21 protein-coding genes are annotated in these 24934 nt (G+C 53.7%); 17 read left to right on the top strand and 4 right to left on the bottom strand.

Annotation, left to right across the window (positions count from 1 at the left end):
* Window positions 1-13: 13 nt before the first annotated feature.
* Window positions 14-706, bottom strand: coding sequence for an iron-sulfur cluster assembly scaffold protein (locus tag H8693_RS04910; protein ID WP_178618953.1), 693 nt, complete (start codon window positions 704-706; stop codon window positions 14-16).
* Between the two features lie 343 nt (window positions 707-1049).
* Between H8693_RS04910 and H8693_RS04905 the strand changes: the two genes are divergently transcribed.
* The 8 genes from H8693_RS04905 to H8693_RS04875 all read left to right on the top strand — a co-directional run bounded on the left by H8693_RS04905 (window position 1050) and on the right by H8693_RS04875 (window position 9182).
* Window positions 1050-2219 (top strand): aminotransferase-like domain-containing protein, encoded by a 1170-nt coding sequence (locus H8693_RS04905; protein ID WP_249280027.1) that lies wholly within the window; start codon window positions 1050-1052, stop codon window positions 2217-2219.
* A 47-nt stretch (window positions 2220-2266) separates the two neighbouring features.
* Window positions 2267-3490, top strand: coding sequence for a tyrosine--tRNA ligase (tyrS, locus tag H8693_RS04900; protein WP_249280026.1), 1224 nt, complete (start codon window positions 2267-2269; stop codon window positions 3488-3490).
* Window positions 3491-3534: 44 nt separating this feature from the next.
* A complete protein-coding gene (locus tag H8693_RS04895) occupies window positions 3535-4122 on the top strand; it encodes a YigZ family protein (RefSeq protein ID WP_249280025.1) in 588 nt (195 codons plus the stop codon).
* Between the two features lie 15 nt (window positions 4123-4137).
* Window positions 4138-5205 carry a branched-chain amino acid aminotransferase gene (locus H8693_RS04890; RefSeq protein WP_249280024.1) on the top strand — a complete coding sequence of 356 codons (1068 nt, stop codon included), beginning with the start codon at window positions 4138-4140 and terminating at the stop codon, window positions 5203-5205.
* A gap of 180 nt (window positions 5206-5385) precedes the next feature.
* Window positions 5386-7146: a COG1361 S-layer family protein gene (locus tag H8693_RS04885; protein ID WP_249280023.1), complete on the top strand. Its 1761-nt coding sequence runs from the start codon at window positions 5386-5388 to the stop codon at window positions 7144-7146.
* Window positions 7147-7510: 364 nt separating this feature from the next.
* Window positions 7511-8347, top strand: coding sequence for an amino acid kinase family protein (locus H8693_RS04880; protein WP_249280022.1), 837 nt, complete (start codon window positions 7511-7513; stop codon window positions 8345-8347).
* 109 nt (window positions 8348-8456) lie between these two features.
* Window positions 8457-8675 (top strand): PF20097 family protein, encoded by a 219-nt coding sequence (locus tag H8693_RS10790; protein WP_407926335.1) that lies wholly within the window; start codon window positions 8457-8459, stop codon window positions 8673-8675.
* Window positions 8676-8729: 54 nt separating this feature from the next.
* Window positions 8730-9182 (top strand): RbsD/FucU family protein, encoded by a 453-nt coding sequence (locus H8693_RS04875; protein WP_249280021.1) that lies wholly within the window; start codon window positions 8730-8732, stop codon window positions 9180-9182.
* A 39-nt stretch (window positions 9183-9221) separates the two neighbouring features.
* Here H8693_RS04875 and H8693_RS04870 read toward each other — a convergent pair whose 3' ends face one another.
* The 3 genes from H8693_RS04870 to nifJ form a co-directional block, all read right to left on the bottom strand.
* Complete coding sequence (locus H8693_RS04870; protein WP_249280020.1) at window positions 9222-9734, bottom strand: flavin reductase; 513 nt, start codon at window positions 9732-9734, stop codon at window positions 9222-9224.
* A gap of 29 nt (window positions 9735-9763) precedes the next feature.
* The gene (locus H8693_RS04865) at window positions 9764-10603 is read right to left on the bottom strand and encodes a carbon-nitrogen hydrolase family protein (protein WP_249280019.1); all 840 of its coding nucleotides are present in this window, start codon (window positions 10601-10603) and stop codon (window positions 9764-9766) included.
* 479 nt (window positions 10604-11082) lie between these two features.
* Window positions 11083-14604 (bottom strand): pyruvate:ferredoxin (flavodoxin) oxidoreductase, encoded by a 3522-nt coding sequence (gene nifJ, locus H8693_RS04860; RefSeq protein WP_249280018.1) that lies wholly within the window; start codon window positions 14602-14604, stop codon window positions 11083-11085.
* A 402-nt stretch (window positions 14605-15006) separates the two neighbouring features.
* Here nifJ and H8693_RS04855 point away from each other — a divergent pair, with 402 nt between their 5' ends.
* The 9 genes from H8693_RS04855 (at window position 15007) to H8693_RS04815 (ending at window position 24871) form a co-directional block, all read left to right on the top strand.
* Window positions 15007-16062, top strand: a complete 1056-nt coding sequence (locus H8693_RS04855) for a pyridoxal phosphate-dependent aminotransferase (RefSeq protein WP_249280017.1) — start codon at window positions 15007-15009, stop codon at window positions 16060-16062.
* A 128-nt stretch (window positions 16063-16190) separates the two neighbouring features.
* On the top strand, window positions 16191-16808 hold the full coding sequence (locus tag H8693_RS04850; RefSeq protein WP_249280016.1) for a TetR/AcrR family transcriptional regulator: 618 nt from the start codon (window positions 16191-16193) through the stop codon (window positions 16806-16808).
* Window positions 16809-16924: 116 nt separating this feature from the next.
* On the top strand, window positions 16925-18694 hold the full coding sequence (locus tag H8693_RS04845; RefSeq protein ID WP_249280015.1) for an ABC transporter ATP-binding protein: 1770 nt from the start codon (window positions 16925-16927) through the stop codon (window positions 18692-18694).
* Window positions 18695-18696: 2 nt separating this feature from the next.
* A complete protein-coding gene (locus H8693_RS04840; RefSeq protein ID WP_249280014.1) occupies window positions 18697-20430 on the top strand; it encodes an ABC transporter ATP-binding protein in 1734 nt (577 codons plus the stop codon).
* Window positions 20431-20732: 302 nt separating this feature from the next.
* Window positions 20733-21599 (top strand): amino acid ABC transporter substrate-binding protein, encoded by an 867-nt coding sequence (locus H8693_RS04835; protein WP_249280013.1) that lies wholly within the window; start codon window positions 20733-20735, stop codon window positions 21597-21599.
* Between the two features lie 106 nt (window positions 21600-21705).
* Window positions 21706-22353: an amino acid ABC transporter permease gene (locus H8693_RS04830; RefSeq protein WP_178618186.1), complete on the top strand. Its 648-nt coding sequence runs from the start codon at window positions 21706-21708 to the stop codon at window positions 22351-22353.
* Between the two features lie 9 nt (window positions 22354-22362).
* Window positions 22363-23124 carry an amino acid ABC transporter ATP-binding protein gene (locus H8693_RS04825; RefSeq protein WP_283243739.1) on the top strand — a complete coding sequence of 254 codons (762 nt, stop codon included), beginning with the start codon at window positions 22363-22365 and terminating at the stop codon, window positions 23122-23124.
* A 71-nt stretch (window positions 23125-23195) separates the two neighbouring features.
* Window positions 23196-24116, top strand: a complete 921-nt coding sequence (locus H8693_RS04820) for an AEC family transporter (RefSeq protein WP_178618183.1) — start codon at window positions 23196-23198, stop codon at window positions 24114-24116.
* A 149-nt stretch (window positions 24117-24265) separates the two neighbouring features.
* Window positions 24266-24871, top strand: a complete 606-nt coding sequence (locus H8693_RS04815) for a cytidylate kinase-like family protein (protein ID WP_178618180.1) — start codon at window positions 24266-24268, stop codon at window positions 24869-24871.
* Window positions 24872-24934: the final 63 nt, after the last annotated feature.

Here is a 24934-nt window from a genome sequence, read left to right as displayed (position 1 = left end):
TGCTTGCACCTCCTTATTTCTTTCTGGGGTCGATGTACTTGACAGCCTCATCATAGCGGCCATAGGTACCGATATTCTTCTGATAGGCTTCCCGGGGATCCATGCCGTTCCGAATGGCTTCCATCATTTTGCCCAGGTGCACGAATTTATAGCCGATGACCTGGTCTTCTTCGTCCAGAGCCATCTCCAGGCAGTAACCTTCTGCCATTTCCAGATAGCGGACGCCCTTTTCATTGGTGCCATACATGGTACCTACCTGGGAGCGCAGACCCTTGCCCAGGTCCTCCAGGCCAGCGCCGATGGGCAGGCCGTTTTCCGAGAAAGCCGTCTGGGTGCGGCCATAGGCGATCTGCAGGAACAGCTCGCGCATTGCCGTGTTGATGGCGTCGCAGACCAGGTCGGTGTTCAGAGCTTCCAGAAGGGTCTTGCCCGTGAGGATTTCCGCAGCCATGGCGGCGGAGTGGGTCATGCCCGAGCAGCCCAGCGTCTCGATAAGGGCTTCCTGGATGATGCCGTCCTTGACGTTCAGGGTCAGCTTGCAGGCGCCCTGCTGAGGAGCGCACCAGCCAACACCATGGGTCAGGCCGGAAATGTCTTTGATTTCCTTGGATTGCACCCATTTGCCTTCTTCAGGAATGGGGGCCGGGCCGTGATGCGGGCCCTTTTTTACACATACCATTTCTTCCACTTCTCTGGAAAATTGCATGAAGTTTTTCCTCCTTCAATTTAGTTTCGCTCGTTTCGCCAGGCCGGGAGGCCTGTGCCGAAAAATTATGAACCTACGCATAGATTCCATATATACATTATATCAGCAAGAATGGATATAGAAAAGGGAAATTTTTATTTTTTGCAGGGAATTTCGGGAAAACCGCCGGCGGCGGGCTTGGGGAAGGCAGGGGAAAAACGAGCTTTTGTCGGCTTTCCCCTTGCGATAGGCGGGCGAAGGGATTATAATAATAAAATATAGAAAGCAAGCGGCGCGTCCGCTCACAAAAGATGAAAAACAGATTTTTGTTTTCCTATAGTTTGATAAAATAAGGAGAAAAGCTATGAAGGTATCATTTGCAGAACGGTATGAAGGCGTGACGGGAAGCGCAATCCGCCAGATTTTTGCGCTGCTGGCGGATCCGGAGATCATCTCTTTTGCCGGAGGAAACCCGGCCCCGGTCACTTTTCCTTCCGAGGCGCTGTCTGAAATCGCGGCCAGGCTGATCCGTGAGGAAGGGGCCAGCATTCTGCAGTATGGCGGGACGGCCGGGGTGCCCGGATACCTTGCGCAGGTCAAGGGCCTTTTTGAGGCGGAGGGCCTGCATCCGGCGGATAATGAACTGATTTCCCTTACCGGCTCCTCCCAGGGCATCGATCTCATGACAAAGGCGGTTGTCAATCCGGGGGATGTGGTGCTGGTGGAATCGCCCACGTTCCTGGGCGCGCTGCAGACCTTTAAGCTCTATCAGGCAGAGCTACAGGGTGTGCAGATGGATGAACAGGGAATGGTAATGGAAGACCTGGAGGAAAAGCTCAAAACCTATCATCCCAAATTTGTCTATACAATCCCCACTTTCCAGAACCCCACCGGCCGGACACTCCCGGCGGACCGGAGACGGAAAATGGTGGAGCTGTGCAGCAAATATGGCTGCCTGATCCTGGAGGATGATCCCTATGCCTCCCTGCGCTACGCCGGGCAGGCCCAGCCTTCGATCAAATCCTTTGATACCGAGGGGATCGTCGTCAAGCTCCTGAGCTTCTCCAAGACCATATCCCCCGGCCTGCGGGTAGGCGCGGCCTATGCGACGCCCGAGATCATCCATAAATTCAACCTGGGCAAGCAGGGGCAGGATGTCCATACGGCGAACCTGAACCAGGCCATGGTGGCGGAATATATAAAGAGCGGGGCCTATCCCGAGGGAATTGCCCGAAACATTGCATATTATCGGGGAAAAATGGAAACCATGGTGGAAATGGCAAAGACCGTATTCCCGGCGGGAACGCAGGTGGTTGCGCCGGAGGGCGGCATGTTTCTCTGGGTGGAGCTGCCGGAGGGATGCGACGCCACGGCGGCCTTCGGGAAGGCCGTGGAAAACAAGGTGGCCTATGTCCCGGGAACGCATTTCTATTATGACGGCGGCCACAACAACACCATGCGGCTGAACTTCACCATGGTGGACGAGGAACGCATCAGGGCGGGAATGAAACGGCTGGGCAAGCTCTTTGGATGAGATGGCCGGGCCTTACGAAAGATAACATAGAGGCGGAGGAAGTACGGATGAAGAATGTATATGAAGTCCTCAAGGAGCGGGGCTTTATCAAGCAGGTGACCCACGAGGGCCTGGAGGAACTGCTGGGCAGGGAGAAGATCACCTTCTATATCGGGTTTGACCCCACGGCGGACAGCCTGCATGTGGGGCATTATGTGGCTCTCATGGCCATGGCGCATATGCAGCGGGCCGGACACCGCCCCATCGTCCTTTTGGGCGGCGGCACGGGTATGATCGGCGACCCCAGCGGCAAGACGGATATGCGCAAGATGATGACAACCGAAACTATCGACCATAACGTGGCCCAGTTCCGCAAGCAGATCGGCAAATTCCTGGATTTTTCCGAGGGAAAGGCCATCATGGTGGATAACGGCGACTGGCTGCGCAATTTGAATTATATCGAGTTTCTGCGGGAGGTGGGCGCCCACTTCTCGGTCAACCGCATGCTCACGGCGGAATGCTATAAGCGGCGGATGGAAAAGGGCCTGACGTTTTTGGAATTCAACTATATGCTGATGCAGGCCTATGACTTTTTGGAGCTCAACCGGCGCTATGGATGCAAGCTGGAAATGGGCGGCGACGACCAGTGGAGCAATATTCTGGCAGGCGCGGATCTCATCCGGCGCAAGGAGCAGAAGGAGGCCTATGGCCTCACCTGCACGCTTCTCTTAAAAAGCGACGGCAAGAAGATGGGCAAGACGGAAAACGGCGCCCTCTGGCTGGACCCGGAAAAGACATCGCCTTATGAATTTTATCAGTATTGGAGAAATGTGGCGGATGCGGACGTGGAGCGATGTCTGTCGCTGCTGACCTTCCTGCCCATGGAAGAGGTACACCGGCTGGGAAGCCTGAAGGATCAGGAGATCAACGAGGCCAAATGCGTGCTCGCCTATGAATTGACCAAGCAGATTCACGGCGAGGAGGCGGCCCGTGCGGCGGAAGCGGCCTCCCGGCAGCTCTTTGAAGGCGCGGGCGAGGGCGGCAATGTGCCCACGACGCAGGTTACAAAAGAACAGTTTGGCGAAAATGCCAAACTCATCGATATGATGATGCTCTGCGGATTGACCAAATCCCGGGGCGAAGGGCGGCGGCTGATTGCCGGCGGCGGTGTGCTGGTAAACGGGGAAAAGATTGCCGACGAGTTCTATACGCTTTCGGATGCGGATATCCAGGATGGGGCGGTTCTCATCAAAAAGGGCAAAAAGGTGTTCCACCGCGTCCAGATCGGATGATGCGGGAATATATTACAATCCGCGAGCCGGCGGAAACCGAAATTGTGATTAAAAAATCCCGGTTTATCGGACGGCTGCTCCGGGCAGAGACGCCGGAGGAGGGCATCGCGGCCCTGGAAGCCGTAAAAAAGCGGCATTGGGATGCGACGCACAACTGCAGCGCCATGATCATCGGGGAAAACAGGGAATTTATGCGGTGCAGCGACGACGGCGAGCCCCAGGGGACGGCGGGGGTGCCCATGCTGGAAGCTCTCAAAATGAGCGGGCTGACCAACGTTCTTGCCGTGGTGACACGGTATTTTGGCGGCACGCTGCTGGGTGCCGGAGGTCTTGTCCGGGCCTATAGTGCAAGCGTGGCCGAAACCTTGAAAACAGCTGAGAAGATCCGCCGCGCCCCTTATGCGGTCTATGCCATGGAGGTTCCCTTTAAGCTCTGGGGAAAGATAGAATCCCAGGTTTTGGGCGCGGGATGTCTGCCCAAAGGGATGGAATATTTAAGCTGCGTGGCCGCAGAGTTCTATGTGGGGATGGAAAAGGAAGAACGGTTTTGCGATTTGATCCGGGAGCTTTCCAGCGGGACGGTGGTCCCCCGGAAAACCGGCGAAGAATATGTTGAAAGTCCAACGGAATAAAGGAGAAACGGAAAAATGGAACTGAAATTTGTGAAACGCGATGTGTTGAAGGAAAAGCCGACCGACGAGACCAAGCTGGGCTTTGGCCGGATTTTCACGGATTATATGCTGATGATGAAGCGCGATGGGGAGCGGGGCTGGTATTCCGCCCAGATCGAGCCGTATGGCGATCTGCAGCTTTCCCCGGCGGCCCTGGTTCTTCACTATGCCCAGGAGGTTTTTGAGGGCATGAAGGCCTATAAGACGGATGACGGGCGCGTTCTGATGTTCCGTCCCTGGGATAATATCAAGCGGCTGGCGACCTCTGCCGAGCGCATCTGCATGGCGCCCTTTGACCAGGAATTCGTGCTGAATTCTTTATATGAGCTTATCAAGATGGAAAAAGACTGGATCCCGACTTCCCCGGGAACTTCTCTCTATATCCGCCCCACCTACATCGGCGTGGACCCGTTTGTGGGCGTACAGCCGGCAAAGGAATACCTGCTCTATGTCATTCTTTCTCCGGTGGGCGCCTATTATGCTTCCGGGCTGTCTCCCGTGCAGATCTATGTGGAGAGCAAATATGTCCGCGCGGTCAAAGGCGGCACGGGCCATCACAAGACCGGCGGCAACTATGCGGCCAGCCTGCTGGCGGGGGAAAAGGCCCATGAAAAGGGATATGACCAGGTTCTCTGGCTGGACGGCAAGGAAAACAAATATGTGGAAGAGGTTGGCTCCATGAACATCTTCTTCAAAATCAAGGGTGAGCTTGTGACCCCCATGCTGGCGGGCAGCATCCTGCCGGGCATTACGCGGGCATCCATCATCGAGTTGGCCAAGGATATGGGTATCCCGGTAACCGAGCGGCGCATTTCCATGGAGGAAATCTATGAGGCGTCTCTGGACGGTTCCCTGGAGGAAGTGTTCGGCTCGGGCACGGCCGCTGTGGTAAGCCCGGTGGGCGAGCTGATCTGGGAGGATAAGCATATCATCGTCAACGGCGGGAAAATGGGCGAGACGACCCAGAAGCTCTATGATACTCTGACCGGCATCCAATATGGCCGCATTCCGGACAAATTCGGCTGGACGGTGGAAGTAAAATAACTGTAAACTTGCCGGGATTTGTTTGACAAGAGGAAAAACATCGTTTAGAATGATACCGTATTATGTGGAGGACTCTGCTTCTTCGCAGAATACGGTATCCTGTATTTTCGGGACACAGGAAATATTGCCCGGAAAAATAGGCGCCCGGAGGGATTCCGGGACGATTTGGAGGTATAGAAAGTGAAAAAAATACTGTCTATGGCATTGGCTGTGCTGATGGTTTTCGGCCTGTTCGGGGCATTTCCCCTCACGGCTTCGGCAGCGGCTGATGTAGACATGAACGTGACCTTTTCGCCCACATCCTTAAGCACTGGCGGGAATATCGATTTGAATGTTGACGTGCGCAACAATGGCGATGCCATTCAAAACGCCGTGTTATCCGTTGACGGAAGAAACCTGAAGGAATTTGGCGATATTGGTTCCGGCGACGTCAAGACCTATGGCGGGGAATATGAGGTTGCAACATCCAAAATCGGGCAGGACATCAAAGTTGTTCTGACCTATGAATTTGAAGGCGCGGAAAAACAGGTTTCCCAGACCATCCGTGTGGCAAAGAAAGAAGCCAACGTCAAGGTGAGCGCCCAGGTGAAGGCCAGCAAGGAATCCGTGCCCCGGGGAACGAAAGTTACCTTCACATTTGCCATTGAAAACGAAGGCGACACGAAAATTGAGAATGCGACCATCAGCGCCTCTGCTCTGAACGGCGGGAAGGCAGTCTGCGACGCGTTTTCTCTGGCGGCCGGGAAATCCAAGGTTGTCACCTATGTGGGCGAGATCCAGAAATCCATTACAGTCAGCCCGAAATTAAAATATACGGCGGCGGGAAAGACATATACCGAAGATATGTCGCCCATTGACGTGAAGATGACGGAGGCGGAACTGGAAGTGACGGCAGTGGCTGAGTCTACCTCTGTGGAGGCGGGCGCGCAGGTTCCCATTGACGTCACCATCAAAAACACCGGGAGCATGGATCTCAAGAATCTCAAGCTCACGGGACCGGATGGAGAATCCATCTCGCTGAAGAACAAAAGCCTGGCGGCAGGCGAGAGCACGAGCGGGCAGTATACAGCGACGGTAACGGAGAGCACGAGCCTGGAATTCAAGGTGACGGCAGAGGATTCGGAGGGAGAAGAATATAGCTTTTCCGCCGATCCGGTAGAGCTGGAAGTAGCGGCGGCGCCCTCGCCTTCGGATTACAGTCAGGTGCTCACTCTCGAAGTAACCAAAGATGAATCCCAGCTTAAGGATACCGGAAAAGTGACCTTTAAGCTGACCCTGACAAACAATGGGACGGAGGTATTCACCAATGTGGTGATTTCCGAACCGACGCTGGGCAATATTGACAGCCTGGCCACCATGGCGGGCGGAACCCGGGAGATTGCCATTGAGCAGGAAGTGAAAGAGGATACGCAGTTCGCCTTCAAGGTGACGGCGACGGATCCGGCAGGCAATCCTCTCACCATTGAAGCGACACCCATTGATGTGGTAGTGAGCGGAGAGGCGGGAAGCGGCCTGGGAACGCTTATGTGGATCGTTATTGTGGTGATCGTGCTGATTATTGCCACCGGCGTCACGCTGTTGATTCTGGTTCGCAAGGATAAGAAGCAGAAGGAACTGGAGGCGGCGCGGGCCAGCAAAAAACGCCCGGGAATGCCGGGAAACGGCCGGACGGTTTCGAGAAACCCGGCGGCGCGCCAGGGGCAGAACGGCCAAGGGACAAAACGTCCGGCGGCACGGCCCGCTTCGGAAGAAGACGATATTCTGGATCTGGACGATGAGGACGAGGAAGAATACCGGCGCCCGGATCGGCGTCTGCGCTATGACCAAGAGGAAGAGTCTGCGCCGGAGCCGCAGCGGGAACGCCCGACAGTTCGGCGGCGGCCGCCTGCATCCGGAGCGCGGTCCAGAAAGAATGATTTTGATGACCGCAACAGCTTCTAAAAGATAAAAATAAAGCCTCTGAGATTTTCAGGGGCTTTTTCATTTGCGTAAAATATAGAAAAAGGCCCATCCTTCGATGGGCCCCATAAAAATGGAGGAAAATTAGAAAAACTGTAAAATACCTTATTTGCTTATATTATACACGGAAATTGATAAAATCAAACATAGATTTTATGAACAATTTGTAAAGAACACATTTTTTTCTTACATTCCGACAAAGTTTTCGTCATAAATGCCCGTGCTTCAAGACGGCAAGGAGGAGAATTGAATTTTTCTTGGAAGTGTATTATAATAGCGAGTGTTGGCAATGGAAGAAAAGTAGCTGCCGAAATTTTTTAGAAGCAAACAAGAGGTAAAAGAACAGATGTCACATTTTGACTTTGACGCGGTGATCAAAATCGGCTCGATGGCTTTGATTCGCCGAGGCGACAACGATTTGGATTATAATATTTTTTCCCGGCTGGCGCACGACCTGCGTCCGGGATATATTCTGGTCAGCTCAGGGGCCACGGAAATTGGTCGGATCGATTATATGAAGCGCAACGGCGGCAGCGAGCTGCGGGGTGATATTGAAGAAATCAAGACGGATTATTCCGCCCAGGGACAGGCGGTTCTGATGGAGCTATACCGGCAGTTTGTGGATCCCCGATACTCCATTCGGCAGGTTTTGGTGGAACACAGCCATTTTAACGACAAGGTGAAGGCTGAGCATATCCGGCGCATGTTTTACCGTGCAGCCAACCAAAACGCCATTCCTATTGTGAACTATAACGACCCGGTCTCCAACGAGGAAAACCGGAAAATGGAGATTGCCGCCCTGCGCCGGCAGGAGGCGGATGAGGTCGTGGAATGTATCGATAACGATGAAACGGCAGCCGTCGTCACGCAGCTGGTGGGGGCGGAAAAGCTGGTGATTCTGACCACGACGGAGGGCATTTATCGGGATGTCAACGACCCGTCTACCTTGATTGAAGAGGTGCGGGGCAGCAGTGTGGAAGAGATCAACGCAAAGATTGATGAAATGATGCAGTACTGCAACGGCGCTTCCCGGGTGGGTGCCGCCGGGGCAAAGGCCAAGCTGACGTTTGCCCGCAAACCGCTGGAATGCGGGTCTACGGTGATGATTGCTCACGCCAAACACCGGATCAGCGATATTCTGGCGGGAAAGGTGCGCTGCACCGTGCTGCGTCTGGAGAAATAGGAGGGCAAAGCCTCCTGTTACTTCGCGCTTGGGCGGGGAACCCGGCGGGCTTTTTCGGCAGGGTTATTTTCAGGCGGCGGGCTGAAAGAAAAATGGAGAGGCAGAGCAAATGAAGTGCCCAATTTGCGGAAATGAAACCAGACAGGGAATTGTGAAGGCAACGGGCAGCCATCCTTTTGCTGTACGCGTAGAGTTCTATCCAGAAGAGGAGCAAAAGAAAATATTCGGGAGACAGCTGCGAATTTTGAAAAGCAGGGCAGAGGGTTATTACTGCGAAAATTGCCGCAGTGTATTTGCCTGTTTTGAGGAAAAATCATTGGATTTTTAATCTCTGCTGCCAATATGCAGAGGGATACAGATAGAAAATAAGGAGGAAGATGGAATGCTGAAAAAAATCCCCACGGCGATATCGCCGGAGCTCATGAAGGTTTTGATGGAAATGGGGCACGGCGGGGAAATCATGATTTCTGATGGGAACTGCGGAGCTGAAAAATTCGGGACGGCGCGGCCCATCGTTGTCCGTATGGATGGGATGCGGGTTCCGGAAATTTTGGAGGCGGTTTTGCAGTTTATGCCTCTGGATGACTATGTATCCAAGCCGGTGACCTTGTGCCGGAACGACCCCTGGGTGGAGGAACCGAAGATTTGGAAGGAATATGAGCGGATCATCCGGGAAAGCGAAGAAGCCGATAAATTCAAGGAGGGTTTTGATATCCTCCCCAAATGGGAATTCTATGAGCGGATGAAGGGTCTGTTCTGCATCGTGCAGACCAGCGAGCCCTCGGTATACGCCAATATCATTCTGAAAAAGGGCGTTGTCCGGGATAAGCAGTAATATAAAAAACAGCCGGAAAACCGGCTGTTTTTTATTACTTTATTTATCCGCCTGAAGAATTTTGGTGATCTCTACGATATACATGGTGTGATAATCCTTTTCGGGATACCACCGCGCATCGATGCCATCCTCGATAAAGCAGGCAGGGTCATATTTTTGCGCATAGAGCTTTTTGCAGAGAAGGACGGTGTCGGCTTCCTCGAAATACGGGGTTTCGCCATCGTGGGTCAATGTCAGGCCCGCCTTTGCAATTTTATCCTCATCCCGGCCGGAGACTGCGCCCAGATAACTCAGCTGTTTGCGGAAGGATTCATCATAAAAGGAAAGGGAGAGCGTATCCGAACCATCGATAAATTCCTTTGTATAGCGCTGGGGACGAATCACGATAAAGGCGACATTTTTGCCCCACATAACTCCCAGGCCGCCCCAGGAAGCGGTCATTGTGTTGGCCTTTCCGTCTTTTTGGGCCGTCACCAGCATCCAATCCATTCCAATCATCTGAAAAGGGCTTTTTTCAAGCGCCTCAGGGGCGATTTCTTTCCATTGTTTCATAAAATAAAACCTCCTTGTTTTATATCGTATTATATCCCATGATATCCGCGTTTTTGCAGCTCTGCCGCCGTCAGATCGCCATTGGCGATGGAATCCATCAGGGGAATTTCAGCTACAAAGACAGTTTCCGCATCTTCGCCAAAGGGAAGAATTACAATCGGCCTGCCATCCGGGCCATAGGCCATGGAATTGCCGATAGAGCTCCATCCGGCGCGGCTTCCCATGGTGATGGGCCCGACATTGCTCACTCCCACAATCGCCATTTGATAGAGACGGGAGAGCTTTCCATAGGGCACGGTCCAATCGCTCCCATAGGGAGTCTTTTTATTATCATGATCCGGAGATACGGCCCAGGAAGTGGGAGATAGGATCATGCGGGCGCCCATCCGGGCCAGGGTATGGGCAATGGCGGTGTTGTTATCGAAATTGTCTGCGCAGATATCGACGCCGATCCGGCCGAAGGGTGTCTCCACGACTCCCAGGCGGTCGCCGATGGAATAGACATTTGTCACATCATAGCAGACGTTGATTTTTCGGTGCTTCCAGAGGATTTCTCCCTGGGGAGAGATGAAAAGCGCCGAGTTATAGACCCTGTCTCCGTCTTTTTCTGTAAGACCCGAGACGAGATAAATCCCATATTTTTTTGCAAAGGCGCAGAGAGTCTCGGAAATCCGGCCGGGAACCGGCGCAGCAAGCGCAGCAGCCTGCGGGTTGCCCCAACCAATATCAAAGCATTCGGGCAGAACGGCAAAATCCACCGGCTGTTGGCAAGCCTGAGCCAAAAGCTCGTCTGCATGGGCCAGATTTGTTTCCCAGTCGCTTTCCGCAACGCGCATCTGAAGCATGGCAACATGTGCAATATTTTTCATACAAGAATCCTCCTAGTCGTGAATTCATTAAACAATCTTATAATAGCACCCCGAAGCAGAATTGGCAAGTTAACCAAAGATGGGAGTTGCTGCAACATTAAAAAAATGATGGGGGGAGGACAGATACAGATGGGCGGGTAGATTTCGTAACAGAAAAACTGGACAGGGGATAGGGAATATACGGTTTCCTGTATCATATCTCCCAAAGCTGCCCATAGACTTGGGCCGCACAAAAGAAACGCGTGGATGGAACTGCGAGTCATTCCATAGAATAATACTATCTCATGAAATTATCCTTTCCCATCAGTTAGAAAGTTACGACTCTAGTTTTATCACGCCTTGCAAGCCCGGAATTTTGTTTCTCCGCATGAAACAATAGGGCGCGTGTTTTGGCAGGATCCGTGCAGCTGTTTTTTGCAATAAAAAAGCCCGGAGAATTTTCTCCGGGCTTTTTGTCTTACATTACAGGAAGAACTGGCTTATTTGCCGGCTCTTGCCTTATAGCCTTCCAGACGCTCCTTGGCTTCTTCTTCCGCCTGCTGGAACAGACGATCCGCATCCGCCGGGAACATCTTCTTCAGGGTCTTATACCGTGTCTCGCCCATGATGAAGTCCTGATAGCTGGCTGTCGGATCCTTGGAATCCAGCGTGAAGGGATTCTTGCCTTCGGCTGCCAGAGTCGGGTTATAGCGGTAAAGCTGCCAATAACCGGCTTCCACGGCCTTCTTCTCTTCTGCCTGCGACTTGCCCATGTTGATACCATGGTTGATGCAGGGAGCATAGCAGATGATGAGGGACGGGCCATGATAAGCTTCGGCTTCGTTCATGGCTTTGATGAGCTGTGCCTGGTTGGCGCCCATCGCGCACTGCGCGACATAGACATAACCATAGGTCATGGCGATTGCGCCCAGGTCCTTCTTTTTCACGCGCTTGCCGGAAGCAGCGAACTTGGCAACCGCACCTGTCGGGGAAGCCTTGGAGGCCTGGCCGCCGGTGTTGGAATATACTTCCGTGTCAACCACCAGGACATTGACGTCTTCGCCCATGGCGAGAACGTGATCCAGACCGCCGTAACCGATATCATAGGCCCAGCCGTCGCCGCCGATGATCCAGATGGATTTCTTGATGAACAGGTCGGCGTCTGCCTGGATCTCTTCCAGAAGAGCCTTGGCATCGCCGGAAGCCGCTGCGATGGCCGCGGGCAGCTCTGCCTTGATGACCTTGGCGCAAGCCTTGGTGATATCCGCTTCCTGCATGTTCTCCGTCCACTCAACCATGGAATCCTTGAGAGCGCCGGAAACGATGCCGTCGGCAACAGCCTTTTCTACCTTCTCCTTCAGGCCGTTTCTGCGCTGGGTCATGGAGAGGTTCATGCCATAGCCGAACTCCGCATTGTCTTCAAACAGGGAGTTTGCCCATGCGGGGCCATGGCCTTCTTCGTTCTTCGTATAGGGGCAGGTCGGAGCCGAACCACCATAGATGGAGGAGCATCCGGTTGCGTTGGCGATGATCATGCGGTCGCCGAAGAGCTGGGTTGCCAGCTTGATATACGGAGTCTCGCCGCAGCCTGCGCAGGCGCCGGAGAATTCAAACAGCGGCTGGAGATACTGGCTGCCGATAACCGTGTTCTTGTTGACGTTGATGTCCGGACGAGGAAGCTCGATGGCGAAATCCCAGTTGGCTTCTTCGGTCTTGGCGACTTCCGCCAAAGGCTGCATGACAAGAGCCTTCTCCTTGGCGGGGCAGACGTCGGCGCAGTTGCCGCAGCCCGTGCAATCCAAGGGGGAGAGCTGCATGCGGAACTTGTATCCGGCGACATCCTTGCCGCGGGCGTCCTTGGTCACATAAGCTTCCGGAGCGCCGGCCAGGTTCTCTTCCTTGGCCAGGAAAGGACGGATGCAGGCATGCGGACAAACAAGCGAGCACTGGTTGCACATGATGCAGTTTTCCGGGATCCACTTGGGAACGTTGACGGCGATACCGCGTTTTTCAAACTTGGTGGTGCCGGTGGGAACGAAGCCGCGGGGATCGAATTTGGAAACCGGAAGAGCGTCGCCCTTCAGGATGGAAACCGGATGGATGATTTCCTGGAAGTACTCATCCGAGGAAACCTTCGCCGGAGCCGCACCCTCGGTGGTGGTAGCCCAGGACTCGGGATATTTGATTTCTTCGACAGCGCCGATGGAAACATCGATGGCCTTCCAGTTCATGTTGACGATATCGTCGCCCTTCTTGCCATAGGTCTTTTTCACGGCGGCCTTCATATATTCGACAGCTTCCTTTTCAGGGAGCACGCCGGAGATCTTGAAGAACGCAGCCTGGAGGCACATGTTGATGCGGCCGCCCAGACCAACCTCACGGGCGATCTTCACGCCGTCGATGTTATAGAATTTCAGATGCTTCTGCGCAATCTCGTTTTTCATGGAAGCGGGGAGCTGCTCTTCCATCTCTTCGGCCGACCAGGGGCTGTTGAGCAGGAAGGTGCCGCCGTCCTTGATGCCTTCCAGAACGTCATAGCGGATGACATAGCTGGGGTTATGGCAGGCGACAAAATCGGCAACGTCGATCAGGTATTCAGACTGGATGGGCGTCTTGCCGAAACGCAGGTGAGAAACCGTGATGCCGCCGGACTTCTTGGAGTCATAGTGGAAGTAGCCCTGGGCATACATATCGGTGTGGTCGCCGATGATCTTGATGGAGTTCTTGTTGGCGCCGACCGTACCATCCGAACCCAGACCGAAGAACTTGCAGCGGAAGCAGCCTTCCGGAGAAGCGTCGATCTTTTCGGAGATATCGATGGAATTGAAGGTGACGTCGTCTTCGATACCAACGGCAAAGTGGTTTTTGGGCTCTGCGGCGTCCATATTCTTGAATACGCCGTTGATCATGGTGGGCGTGAATTCCTTGGAGCCTAAGCCATAGCGGCCGCCATAGACCTTGATGTCACGGCCGGACTCGAACAGCGCCGTAACGACATCCTCATAGAGAGGCTCGCCCAGGCAGCCGGGTTCCTTTGTGCGGTCGAGAACGGTGAGCTTTTTGCAGGAAGCGGGAATCGCATCCACAAAAGCCTTGGCGGAGAAGGGACGATAGAGGCGAACCTTCACGCAGCCCAGCTTCTGGCCCTTGGCGTTCAGATAGTTGATGGTCTCTTCCACGGCCTCTGCGCCGGAGCCCATGAGGACGATGACCTTATCCGCATCCGGAGCGCCGACATAATCGAACAGATGATAGGTACGGCCGAACTTCTTGGCGAATTCGTCCATGACGTTCTGGACGATTTCAGGCGTCGCCAGATAGTATTTGTTGGCGGCTTCACGATTCTGGAAGTAGATATCGCCGTTCTGCGCCGTGCCCTGCTGATGGGGATGTTCGGGGTTCATGGCCCGTTCCCGGAAAGCACGGATGTCATTCCAGTCTACCATAGCAGCAAGATCGTCGTAATCCAGAACTTCGATCTTGGAAACCTCATGAGAGGTGCGGAAACCATCGAAGAAGTTCACAAAGGGAACCTTGGCCTTCAGCGTGGAGAGGTGGGCAATCGCCGCCATATCCATAACTTCCTGCACGGAGTTGCCGCAGATCATGGCAAAGCCGGTCTGCCGCGCCGCCATAACGTCGGCATGGTCGCCGAAGATGTTCAGGGCATGCGCCGCCAGAGCACGGGCAGATACATGGAACACGCAGGGCAGCAACTCGCCGGAAATCTTATACATGTTGGGGATCATCAGGAGCAAGCCCTGAGAAGCCGTGAAAGTGCTGGTGAAAGCGCCGGCCGCCAGAGAGCCGTGAACCGCGCCTGCCGCGCCGCCTTCCGCCTGCATTTCGGAAATCTTCATGACCTGCCCGAAAATGTTCTTTCTTCCCTGGGAAGCCCATTCGTCACAAGCTTCCGCCATGGGAGAGGATGGCGTGATGGGATAGATAGCGCCGACGTCACTGAATGCATAGGCAACGTGTGCCGCGGCGGTATTTCCATCAATTGTTAATTTCTTTGCCATTGATAAAAAACCTCCTGTTTTTATTGATGAGTGAATGAGTGGGAGGAAAGGGGAAACGCAAAAAAGACGCGCAGAACCCTTCCTGCCGCAAATAGTTTCCATGGCTTTGCCGGCCATGGACCGGCTCCCAAACAACGGCCCGCACATACACCCGGGGAAATTCCCGCGGACTTTTTGATACAGGCGCAGCCAACGATTGGGGTCTGTGATAAACACCCTTATTATATAATAAAGGGGGATGAACCGTCAAGGAAAAACCCCTGGTTATTATAACAAATTCGCAAAATTCCAGAGATTTCTAGGGAAGCGGCGCGGGAAAAAGCAAAAAGGGGATGCGGCCCGGAAAAAAATGTGATAGGATAGAACGAGAAAGAAATACTTTAATTTGTGGGAGAACAAACCATGAAAACCTATTGGAGCGAGCGGGCTCGGAGGATCACTCCCTATACGGCGGGAGAGCAGCCGCGCGACGCCGACATGATCAAGCTGAATACCAACGAAAACCCCTATCCGCCCTCGCCGCTGGCCATCGCGGCCATCGAGGACTTTCATATGGATAAGCTGCGGCTCTATCCCAACGCCTCTTCCGAGGTTCTGCGCAGGGCGGCGGCCTATGTCCACGGCCTGTCTCCGGAGCAGGTGTTCTGCGGCAACGGATCGGATGAGGTGCTGGCCATCGCATTCCAGGCATTTTTTGACGACGCTCTTTCTTTCTGCGATATCTCCTATAGCTTTTATCCGGTCTGGGCGGAGATGTATGGCATTTCCTATGAGACGGTCCCCCTCCGGGAAGATTTCACGGTTCCGGCGGAGGCGTTCTATGGGAAAAAGAATATTGTGCTGGCCAATCCCAACGCCCCCACCTCCCTGGCCCAGAGCCGGGACGAAATCGAGGAGATCGTGCGGCGGGCTTCCGGAGTTGTGATTGTCGACGAAGCCTATGTGGCGTTTGGCGCGCAGACGGCGCTTCCTCTCATAAAAAAATACGACAACCTGCTGGTGGTGCGGACTTTTTCCAAATCCCACGGTTTGGCCGGCCTGCGGGTGGGCTATGCCATGGGCCATCCCGATCTTATTGCGGCAATGAACTGCATTAAGGACAGTTTTAATTCCTATCCTGTGGATGCGCTGGCCCAGCGGGCGGCGGCCGCGGCCCTCATGGACACATCCTATGCCGAGAATATCGCCAAGCTGATCATTCATGCCCGGGAATATACCGAAGGGGCGCTGAAGGCCCTGGGCTTCCAGGTACTTCCGGCCATGGCCAATTTTGTTTTTGCCAAGCCGCCGGCGGGCATTTCGGCGCAGGAGATGATGCAGAAGCTGAAAAAGCGGCATATCTATGTCCGGTGGTTTTCCGGAGCGCGGGTCCGCGAATATCTGCGGATCTCCATCGGAACCATGCGGCAGATGGAACAAATGGCGGCTGTCGTACGGGAAATTCTGGAGACAGTGTAGAAGAAAAATAAAAAACTCTATGCGGAGGTAACGGCATAGAGTTTTTTTATTTTCCCTATTGACAGGAAAAGAGGGCGGGGACTATAATATAACAGTGATATATAACGATGTTATATGGGGGCCCGCGCATGGAAAATCAATCGAATACGACACTGGAAAAGATCCACCGGGCCGCCAAAGCGGAGTTTTTGGAAAAGGGCTTCAAGACCGCTTCGCTGCGGAATATTGTGAAAACGGCGGGCATGACCACCGGCGCTTTCTATGGCTATTATAAAAGCAAGGAAGAGCTGTTTGAGGCATTGGTAGGCGAGCATTACCGCTATATCATGGATCGTTTTCGGGCAGCCCAGCAGGAATTTGCCCAGCTTCCTCCCCAGGAGCAGCCGGAAAATCTGAGCAATATTTCCGGCGTGAGCATGTTCGACATGCTCCGCTATGCCTATGATCATCTGGAAGAGTTCAAGCTGCTTCTCTGCTGCGCAGAGGGGACGCGTTTTGAGGGGATGATTGACGAAATGGTGGAGATTGAGACAAAAGGGACCCATGACTACCTGGCGGTGTTGAAAAAGCTGGGCCGGCCCGCGCCGCACATCGATGCCCGGCTGGAACATATCCTCATTACCGGGATGTTCAACGCTTTCTTTGAACTGATTATCCATGAAATGCCGCTCAGCGATGCGGAAACCTATTTGCAGGAGATGCGCGCGTTCTATACCGCGGGCTGGATGAAAATTATGGGGCAATAAGGCTCTATAATTTTTATCCATTAGTTAGTCTATTCTAACTATCGGATGCTGGATATCCAGGGGCGGGAAACGCTCCTCCATATCATATATTCCATGTTATAAAAGGAGGAATTCTTTTGAAAAAGCAATCCAATGTATCGCGCTTGCTTTCGTATGCGGGAGGGCATAAGTATTTGACCTATGCTTCCTGGGTGTTGTCTGCACTCAGCGCCCTTTTGGCGCTCATCCCTTATTACTACATATGGCTGGTCATGCGGGAAGTTTTGGAAGCGGCCCCTGATTTTGCAGCTGCGCAGAATCTGACGCATAACGGCTGGATGGCGGTTCTGTTTGCCGTAGTGGCCGTGCTCGTCTATATTGCAGGGCTGATGTGCTCGCATCTGGGAGCGTTCCGTGTCGCAACCAATATGCGCATACAGACCATGCGCCATATTGTCCGGCTGCCGCTGGGATTCGCAGAGAGCTTTGGCAGCGGGCGGCTTAGAAAAATCGTCAATGAATCCAGTGCGGCCACGGAAACCTATCTGGCCCACCAGCTCCCGGATAAGGCAGGGGCTATAGCCACGCCTGTCGGCCTGCTGGTCCTGCTGTTCGTCTTTGACTGGCGGCTGGGGCTGTTGAGCCTTGTCCCGGTAGTTCTTGGTTTTCTCATCATGATGAGCATGACCGGGGCGAAGATGGAACAAAAGATGAGGGAATATCAAAACGCATTGGAGGATATGTCGGGGGAGGCTGTGGAATATGTCCGGGGGATTCCCGTCGTCAAAACCTTTGGACAGACGATTTTTTCCTTTAAAAAATTCAAGGATTCCATTGACCGCTATAAGGTCTGGGTCATCGCCTATACCAAACAGCTGCGCGGCCCCATGATGTTCTACACGGCGGCGATCAACGGCGTGTTTGTGTTTTTGATTGCGGGCGGCCTGCTCTTTACGCAAAACGGCGTGACGACGGAATTTTTGCTCAACCTGATCTTTTATATCATCATCACGCCCATTATTTCGGTGACGCTGACAAAAATCATGTTCCAGAGCGAAAATGCCATGATCGTGGACGATGCTCTGCACCGCATCGACAGTGTTTTGGAAATGGCGCCTCTCGGGGAGGCAAAGCGTCCCCAATCCCCCCAGGATGGTTCAGTGGAGGTGGAGCATGTCCGCTTCAGCTATGATGGACAGAAGGACGCCCTGAAGGATATTTCCCTCTCCATCCCCTCCGGCCGGACGGTGGCCTTTGTCGGCCCGTCCGGCGGCGGCAAGACGACGCTGGCCAATGTGATCGCCCGGTTCTTTGATCCTCAGGAAGGCACTGTAAAAATCGGCGGCGCAGACGTGCGGGAAATTCCAAAAAAGGAGCTGATGAATACAGTTTCCTTTGTTTTCCAGAACAGCCGGCTGATTAAGGCTTCGATCCTGGAAAATGTGCGGATGGGAAAGCCCGGCGCTTCCCGGGAAGAGGTGATCAAGGCCCTGGAAAATGCCCAGTGCGGGGATATCATCGCCAAGCTGCCCAGGGGAGTGGATACAGTGATCGGGACGAAGGGCGTGTATCTCTCGGGCGGCGAACAGCAGCGCATCGCTATTGCGCGGGTGATGCTGAAAAATGCTCCGGTCCTCATTCTGGACGAAGCCACGGCCTTTGCCGACCCGGATAACGAGAGCCGGGTGCAGGCGGCCTTCAGCCGGCTGTCCCAGGGCAAGACGGTTATTATGATCGCACACCGGCTTTCCACCATCGCCCATGTGGACCAAATCTATGTCCTTAAAGACGGAGAAATTGTGGAGAGCGGCACCAGCGGCGAGCTGCTGGCCCGGGAAGGCGAGTTCCGGAAAATGTGGAAGAATTATCAGACTTCCGTGCAATGGAAAGTGGAAAAGGAGGCTTAAAGATGATAAAAAGGCTTCAAAAGAAATATGCCCTGTCCGAGCAGGGCGCCAGGGATCTGATTAAAGGCTGCCTTGCCTGCGTACTGCAGAACATATCCTTTATGTTTCCCGTGGGCCTGCTGTATGCGCTGGTCAGCGATCTTATGGGCGGCGGTGTGCCCCAGGCAAAGACGGCATTCTATATTGCAGGCTGCGTCCTGTGTGGGGGGCTGATCCTGCTCACTACCTGGTTCCAGTATAACGCGACCTATTTTGCCACCTATACGGAGAGCGGCGTGCGCCGCATTACCCTGGCGGAAAGGCTCAGAAAGCTCCCGTTATCCTTCTTTGGGAAAAAGGACCTGGCCGATCTGACCAGCACCATCATGGCAGACTGCACTTTCCTGGAGCAGAGCTTTTCGCATTTTATTCCCGAGCTGTTCGGCGCTATTATCTCCACGCTGCTCATCTCCATCAGCCTGTTTTTCTTTGATTGGCGGATGGCGCTGGCGGCCCTTTGGGTCATGCCGGTATCCTTTGCTATCGTGGGCTTTTCTGCAAAAGTGCAGGAGAGGATGAACCAGAAGGCGATGGACGCCAAGATGGCCTGCGCCGACGGAATCCAGGAGTGCATTGAAGCTGTGCAGGATCTGAAGGCCAATAACGCCGAAGACGGTTATCTGGCCGGCTTGGAAAAGAAGATCCGGGCTGTGGAAAAACGCTCGATCATCAATGAATTTGGGCTGGCGGCTTTTGTGGTGACGGCGTCGCTGATTTTGAAGCTGGGCATCGCCACCGTGGCGCTGGTGGGCTCTATCCTGCTCGGGCAGGGGACACTTTCTGTGCTCACCTTCTTTATGTTCCTGCTGGTGGTGGCCCGGCTATATGACCCGCTCCAGGGCGCTCTGCAAAACCTGGCCGCGGTCATCAGCACCCGCACCAATATCGGCCGCATGAATGAAATTCTCGATCATCCCATCCAGAGCGGTGAAAACAGGCTGACCAACAACGGATATGACATCACATTTTCCCATGTGGGATTTGCCTATAACACTGGGGAAACCGTGCTGAGAGACGTTTCCTTCACGGCGAAGCAGGGAGAGGTTACAGCGCTGATCGGCCCGTCCGGCGGCGGCAAGACGACGGTTTCCCGTTTGGCTTCCCGATTTTGGGACAGCAATACGGGAAAGATCACCGTGGGCGGTATGGATATATCCCAAATCGACCCGGAGACACTGCTTTCTCTCTATTCCATCGTGTTTCAGGATGTCACTTTGTTCGACAATACGATTCTCGAAAATATTCGGATCGGGAACAAAGACGCCACGGATGAAGAAGTGCTGGCCGCAGCGCGGCTGGCCAACTGCGATGAATTTGCGGAAAAGCTGCCGGATAAGTGGAACAGCTATATCGGCGAGAATGGTTGCGAGCTTTCCGGCGGCGAGCGGCAGCGCATTTCCATCGCCCGGGCATTTTTGAAGAATGCGCCCATCATTCTGCTGGACGAAGCGACGGCCTCCCTGGATGTGGAGAATGAGACGCTGATCCAAACCGCGCTCTCCCGGCTGATCCGGGATAAAACCGTGATGGTGATAGCCCATCGCATGCGGACAGTAGCAGGAGCGGATAAGATCGTCGTTCTGGAAAACGGAACTGTGGCGGAAGAGGGAACGCCGCAGGAGCTGATGGAAAAGAAAGGCGTTTATGCCCGCATGGTCAAGCTGCAAAACGAGAGCCAGAATTGGACCATAGGCTGACGGCATATAAGAAACAAGAAAAAGCCCGTACGGAGGTCATTGCTGCACGGGCTTTGATTTATGGCAGGGGTGAGAAAAGGCGGAATGGGGGGGAGCCAACGAGAGTGAAACACCGCCCGGAGCTCCCCGGGAATGCGGCGCCAGTCCCCCCCCATGGGTTCCCTGCCATTTGGCCCGGCGGCGGATAGGGAAGGGCTGAAAAAAATTAAAATTTTTGTAAAATAATGCTTTACTATTTTAGCACGATAAAGTATAATACCTCCTGTAGAAAAGTTTAGAAACCAATGTTTGGAGGAAGACACATGAAAAAGATTGTAGCAATGGCACTTTGCGCATTGTTGGTATTCGGTCTTGTAGCCTGCGGCGCTCCTGCGGAGCAGCCGGAGAATTCGGCGTCGGCCGGCGCTTCGGCATCCGCCCCTGCTGCGACGGATTCGGCTGCGGCAGACGATTCTCTGCAGAAGGTCAAGGACAAGGGCGTTTTTGTGCTGGGACTGGACGATTCCTTCCCGCCCTATGGCTATAAGGATACCGACGGCGTAGTAAAGGGCTTCGATATTGATCTGGCCACCGAGGTGTGCAAGCGTCTGGGCGTGGAGCTCAAGGTGCAGGCGATCAACTGGGATACCAAGGTCATGGAGCTGAACAACGGCAATATCGACTGCATCTGGAACGGCTTCACCATGTCGGAAGAGATGAAGACCCAGGTTCTGTTCACGGATCCCTATGTGAAAAACCGGCAGATCATCGTCGTCGGAGCGGATTCGGATATCAACACCAAGGCTGACCTGAAAGATAAGGTTGTGGGCGTACAGGCGGGTTCCTCGGCCAACGAGGCCATCGACAACGAGGCGGATGTGAAGGCTACCTTCAAGGAGCTGCTTCCCATCAAGGATAACGTTCTGGCGCTGACTGAGCTGAAGAACAAATCGGTGGATGCCGTTGTGCTGGACGAAGCCGTGGGCATGAGCTATGTCAACCAGGAGCCGGATGTATATAAGGTTCTCGAAGAGGACTTCGGCGGCGAGGAATATGGCATTGGCTTCCGCCTGGGCGATCAGGCGCTGATGGAGGCCGTGAATGACACGCTTCAGGAGATGCGCGAGGACGGCACTTTCGCGGAAATCGTCGCGAAGTGGCCGGATGTAGTGGGCGCGATCACGGAATAACAGGCGCGCACAAAAGGAAAATAGGCAGGATATGCAGAGGGCAGGGATGTCCTCTGCATTCGTGCGTTTATGACGGGGAAAAATCAAGGGAAATGGGAGAAACGGTATGGATCAATTTTTAGAAGTACTTCCGCCGCTTTGGAACGGACTGGGTGTGACGGCGCAGGTTTTTTGCTGGGCGCTGGTGTTTTCCATCCCTCTGGGGCTGATCATCTGCTCCATGCGCATGTCGAAAATTGCGCCGGTGCGCTGGTTTGCCCAGGGATATATCGTGCTGTTCCGAGGCACGCCGCTGATGCTGCAGCTCATTTTCTTTTTCTATGGCATGCCCATCATCACGGGGGTCAGCCTGGACAGGAATTTTGCGGCAATTTTGGCGTTCATTCTGAATTATGCGGCCTATTTCGGCGAAATTTTCCGGGGCGGCGTGCAGTCGATTCCCCGGGGACAATATGAGGCGGCGCAGGTGCTGGGCTTATCCCGGAGCCAATGCTTCTTTAAAATTGTCCTGCCCCAGGTGGTCAAGCGAGTGATCCCGCCGGTGGGCAATGAAGTGGTGACGCTGGTCAAGGATACCGCGCTGGTCTATGCCATCGCCCTTTCCGACCTGCTGCGGGAGGCGCAGATCATTATGATGAAGCAGAACAACTTAAACGCCTTTATTGCGGCGGGGCTGTTCTATCTGATTATGACTTCGCTTCTCACCTTTATCTTCCATAAGATTGAGAAGAAGCTCGACTATTATAAGATTTAGGAGGCGGCCATGGCGATTTTAGAGGCGAAAAATGTAAAGAAATCCTTTGATGGCTTCCGGGCCCTCAAGGGCATCGACTTTTCAGTGGAAAAGGGAGACCGGGTGGCCGTGATCGGGCCGTCGGGCAGCGGAAAGAGCACATTCCTGCGCTGCCTGAATTATCTGGAAAAGGTGGACGGCGGCGAAATCATCATTGATGGGACAAGGATTGTCTCCGAAGAAAAAGGAAAAGCCGTATATATCAAGGAAGAAGAGGTGCGCAGGGCGACCGCCAAGCTGGGCATGGTATTCCAGAATTTTAACCTGTTCCCGCACCTTTCGGTTCTGGAAAATATCACAATTGCGCCGCGGTGTGTCCTCAAGCGGGAAAAAGCCGAATGCGAGGAACAGGCGCGGGAACTGTTAAACAAGGTGGGGCTTTTAAGCAAGGCGGAAAGCTATCCCGGCGAGCTCTCGGGCGGCCAGCAGCAGCGTGTGGCCATTGCCCGGTCCCTTGCGATGAATCCGCAGATCCTCTGCTTTGATGAGCCTACTTCGGCACTGGATCCGGAGCTGACAGGGGAGGTTTTGAAGGTTATCAAATCCCTGGCGGAGGAGGACATGACCATGGTTATCGTCACTCATGAAATGGGCTTTGCCCGGGAAGTGGCGGGCAAGGTGGTCTTTATGGATGACGGAGAAGTGGTCGCTACGGGGACGCCGGAGGAGATCCTGCTGCATCCAAAAGAGGAGCGGATTCAGGCGTTCCTGAACAAGATGCTGAACATTTAACCAAAAGTGGGATAGAACAGCCGGGCCTGGCGGCTGTTCTATCTTTTTGAGGATGGAAATCAGAGGGAAATATGGGAGAGGTTTTAATCAAAGCGGGGGCATTGGTCCTCATCATCGTCCTGGGCTATGGGCTGAAGCGAGCCGGATTTTTCAAGGTTACGGACTTTACCTTCCTGTCTAAGGTGGTCATCAATCTGACGCTGCCGGGAGCCATTGTTACCAATTTCAGCAAGATCAGCTTTGAGGCCCAGCTTCTCTGGCTGGTGGTCATCGGCATTGCCTGCAATCTGGTTATGATTGGCGTGGGATATCTGACCGCTCTGCACGATACAAAGACAGAAAAGGCCTTTTGGCTCATCAACTATTCGGGATATAATATTGGCAGTTTCGCCATGCCCTATATTCAGGGCTTTTTGGGGCCTATGGGAGTGGTTTCCGCCTGCATGTTTGATGCGGGCAATGCCATACTCTGCACGGGAGGAACCTATTCCATCGCCGCCTCTGTGGCGGCCACGGGAGAGAAAGGCGGACTGGGCCCCTTTTTGAAAAAAATGTTTTCCTCTATTCCCCTGGATGTTTATATCGTCATGCTGGTGCTGGCGGGGCTTCAGATCCGCCTGCCCTCCCTGGTGCTCCGCTTTGCGGAGACGGTGGGCGGCGCCAACAGCTTTCTTGCCATGCTCATGCTGGGCATTGGCTTTGAGCTGCATATGGAGAAAGGCAAGCTGGGGAAGGTGATTCGGGCGCTGCTGCTGCGCTATGGAATCGCGGCGGGATTTGCCGCGGCGCTGTATTATCTCACTCCCTTTGCCCTGGAAACCCGGCAAGTGCTGGCAATCATCTGCTTTTCGCCCATTTCCTCCATCTGTCCCATCTTCACAAAGCGTTGCGGCGGGGATGTGGCGCTCTCCAGCACTGTGAGCTCAATTTCGATTATTGTGAGTATTGTAATTATGACAACGCTGATGATTGTGATGGGGATCGGCGGCTAAGTATGGGCTCTCTTCTTGGAATTTACAAAAGAACCGATTTTGAAAAGAGGATTTTTTCCTGGTTTTGGAGAATATATAATAACATATAATATTATTCCAAACCATACGCCATTGGAAAAAAGAAAAGATGCAATAGAGGAGGGCAGAACATGAGCGAACGGATTATCATTACATTGGGACGGCAATTTGGCAGCGGCGGCCGGGAAATTGGAAAACGGGTTGCCAAAGAGCTGGGAATTGCCTTTTATGACAAAGAATTGCTGACACGCGCCGCCAAAGAGAGCGGAATCAGCGAGGAGCTGTTTCAGAGCAACGATGAAAAGCCCACCAACAGCCTGCTCTATTCCCTGGCGATGAGCAATTTCAGCGGTGAAATGCCCCTGAATCACCGGATTTTCCTGGCACAGTTCGATGTCATCAAGAAGATCGCCAAGGAGGAATCCTGCGTGATCGTAGGGCGATGCGCGGATTATGCCCTTCGGGACTATCGAAACGTGGCCAATGTGTTCGTCCATGCGGATATGGAATACCGCCTGGATCGGGCTATCAATCTCTATGGTCTTCCGGAAAAGAGCGCCCGGGGAATCATTCTGCGGACGGATAAGCAGCGCGCGAATTACTATAACTTCTACACGAACAAAAAATGGGGCAGTGTAGACAGCTATGATTTCGCCATCGACAGCGGTTCGGTAGGTGTGGACAATACCGTGGCCCTGATCAAGGATTTTGCCCTCATTCGGGCGGGAAGAAAATAGCGGGAAAAGTGAGCAGAAACCAAAAACAGCAGGCATCCAGCCTGCTGTTTTTTTGTTTTGTTC

The organism is Guopingia tenuis (genome assembly GCF_014384805.1).
GTDB classification, from domain to species: domain Bacteria; phylum Bacillota; class Clostridia; order Christensenellales; family Christensenellaceae; genus Guopingia; species Guopingia tenuis.
Note: the sequence above shows the minus strand (reverse complement) of the source record. Positions and strands in the feature narration are given on the sequence as shown.

What these genes read in the sequence shown, in the direction of transcription:
- H8693_RS10790 (WP_407926335.1), top strand. Translation starts at nt 8,457, where the DNA reads ATGAAGTGCCCAATTTGCGGAAATGAAACCAGACAGGGAATTGTGAAG.
- H8693_RS04865 (WP_249280019.1), bottom strand. Translation starts at nt 10,603, where the DNA reads ATGAAAAATATTGCACATGTTGCCATGCTTCAGATGCGCGTTGCGGAA.
- H8693_RS04835 (WP_249280013.1), top strand. Translation starts at nt 20,733, where the DNA reads ATGAAAAAGATTGTAGCAATGGCACTTTGCGCATTGTTGGTATTCGGT.
- H8693_RS04840 (WP_249280014.1), top strand. Translation starts at nt 18,697, where the DNA reads ATGATAAAAAGGCTTCAAAAGAAATATGCCCTGTCCGAGCAGGGCGCC.
- H8693_RS04855 (WP_249280017.1), top strand. Translation starts at nt 15,007, where the DNA reads ATGAAAACCTATTGGAGCGAGCGGGCTCGGAGGATCACTCCCTATACG.
- H8693_RS04850 (WP_249280016.1), top strand. Translation starts at nt 16,191, where the DNA reads ATGGAAAATCAATCGAATACGACACTGGAAAAGATCCACCGGGCCGCC.
- H8693_RS04830 (WP_178618186.1), top strand. Translation starts at nt 21,706, where the DNA reads ATGGATCAATTTTTAGAAGTACTTCCGCCGCTTTGGAACGGACTGGGT.
- H8693_RS04825 (WP_283243739.1), top strand. Translation starts at nt 22,363, where the DNA reads ATGGCGATTTTAGAGGCGAAAAATGTAAAGAAATCCTTTGATGGCTTC.
- H8693_RS04905 (WP_249280027.1), top strand. Translation starts at nt 1,050, where the DNA reads ATGAAGGTATCATTTGCAGAACGGTATGAAGGCGTGACGGGAAGCGCA.
- nifJ (WP_249280018.1), bottom strand. Translation starts at nt 14,604, where the DNA reads ATGGCAAAGAAATTAACAATTGATGGAAATACCGCCGCGGCACACGTT.
- H8693_RS04815 (WP_178618180.1), top strand. Translation starts at nt 24,266, where the DNA reads ATGAGCGAACGGATTATCATTACATTGGGACGGCAATTTGGCAGCGGC.
- H8693_RS04890 (WP_249280024.1), top strand. Translation starts at nt 4,138, where the DNA reads ATGGAACTGAAATTTGTGAAACGCGATGTGTTGAAGGAAAAGCCGACC.
- H8693_RS04880 (WP_249280022.1), top strand. Translation starts at nt 7,511, where the DNA reads ATGTCACATTTTGACTTTGACGCGGTGATCAAAATCGGCTCGATGGCT.
- H8693_RS04910 (WP_178618953.1), bottom strand. Translation starts at nt 706, where the DNA reads ATGCAATTTTCCAGAGAAGTGGAAGAAATGGTATGTGTAAAAAAGGGC.
- H8693_RS04870 (WP_249280020.1), bottom strand. Translation starts at nt 9,734, where the DNA reads ATGAAACAATGGAAAGAAATCGCCCCTGAGGCGCTTGAAAAAAGCCCT.
- H8693_RS04875 (WP_249280021.1), top strand. Translation starts at nt 8,730, where the DNA reads ATGCTGAAAAAAATCCCCACGGCGATATCGCCGGAGCTCATGAAGGTT.
- tyrS (WP_249280026.1), top strand. Translation starts at nt 2,267, where the DNA reads ATGAAGAATGTATATGAAGTCCTCAAGGAGCGGGGCTTTATCAAGCAG.
- H8693_RS04820 (WP_178618183.1), top strand. Translation starts at nt 23,196, where the DNA reads ATGGGAGAGGTTTTAATCAAAGCGGGGGCATTGGTCCTCATCATCGTC.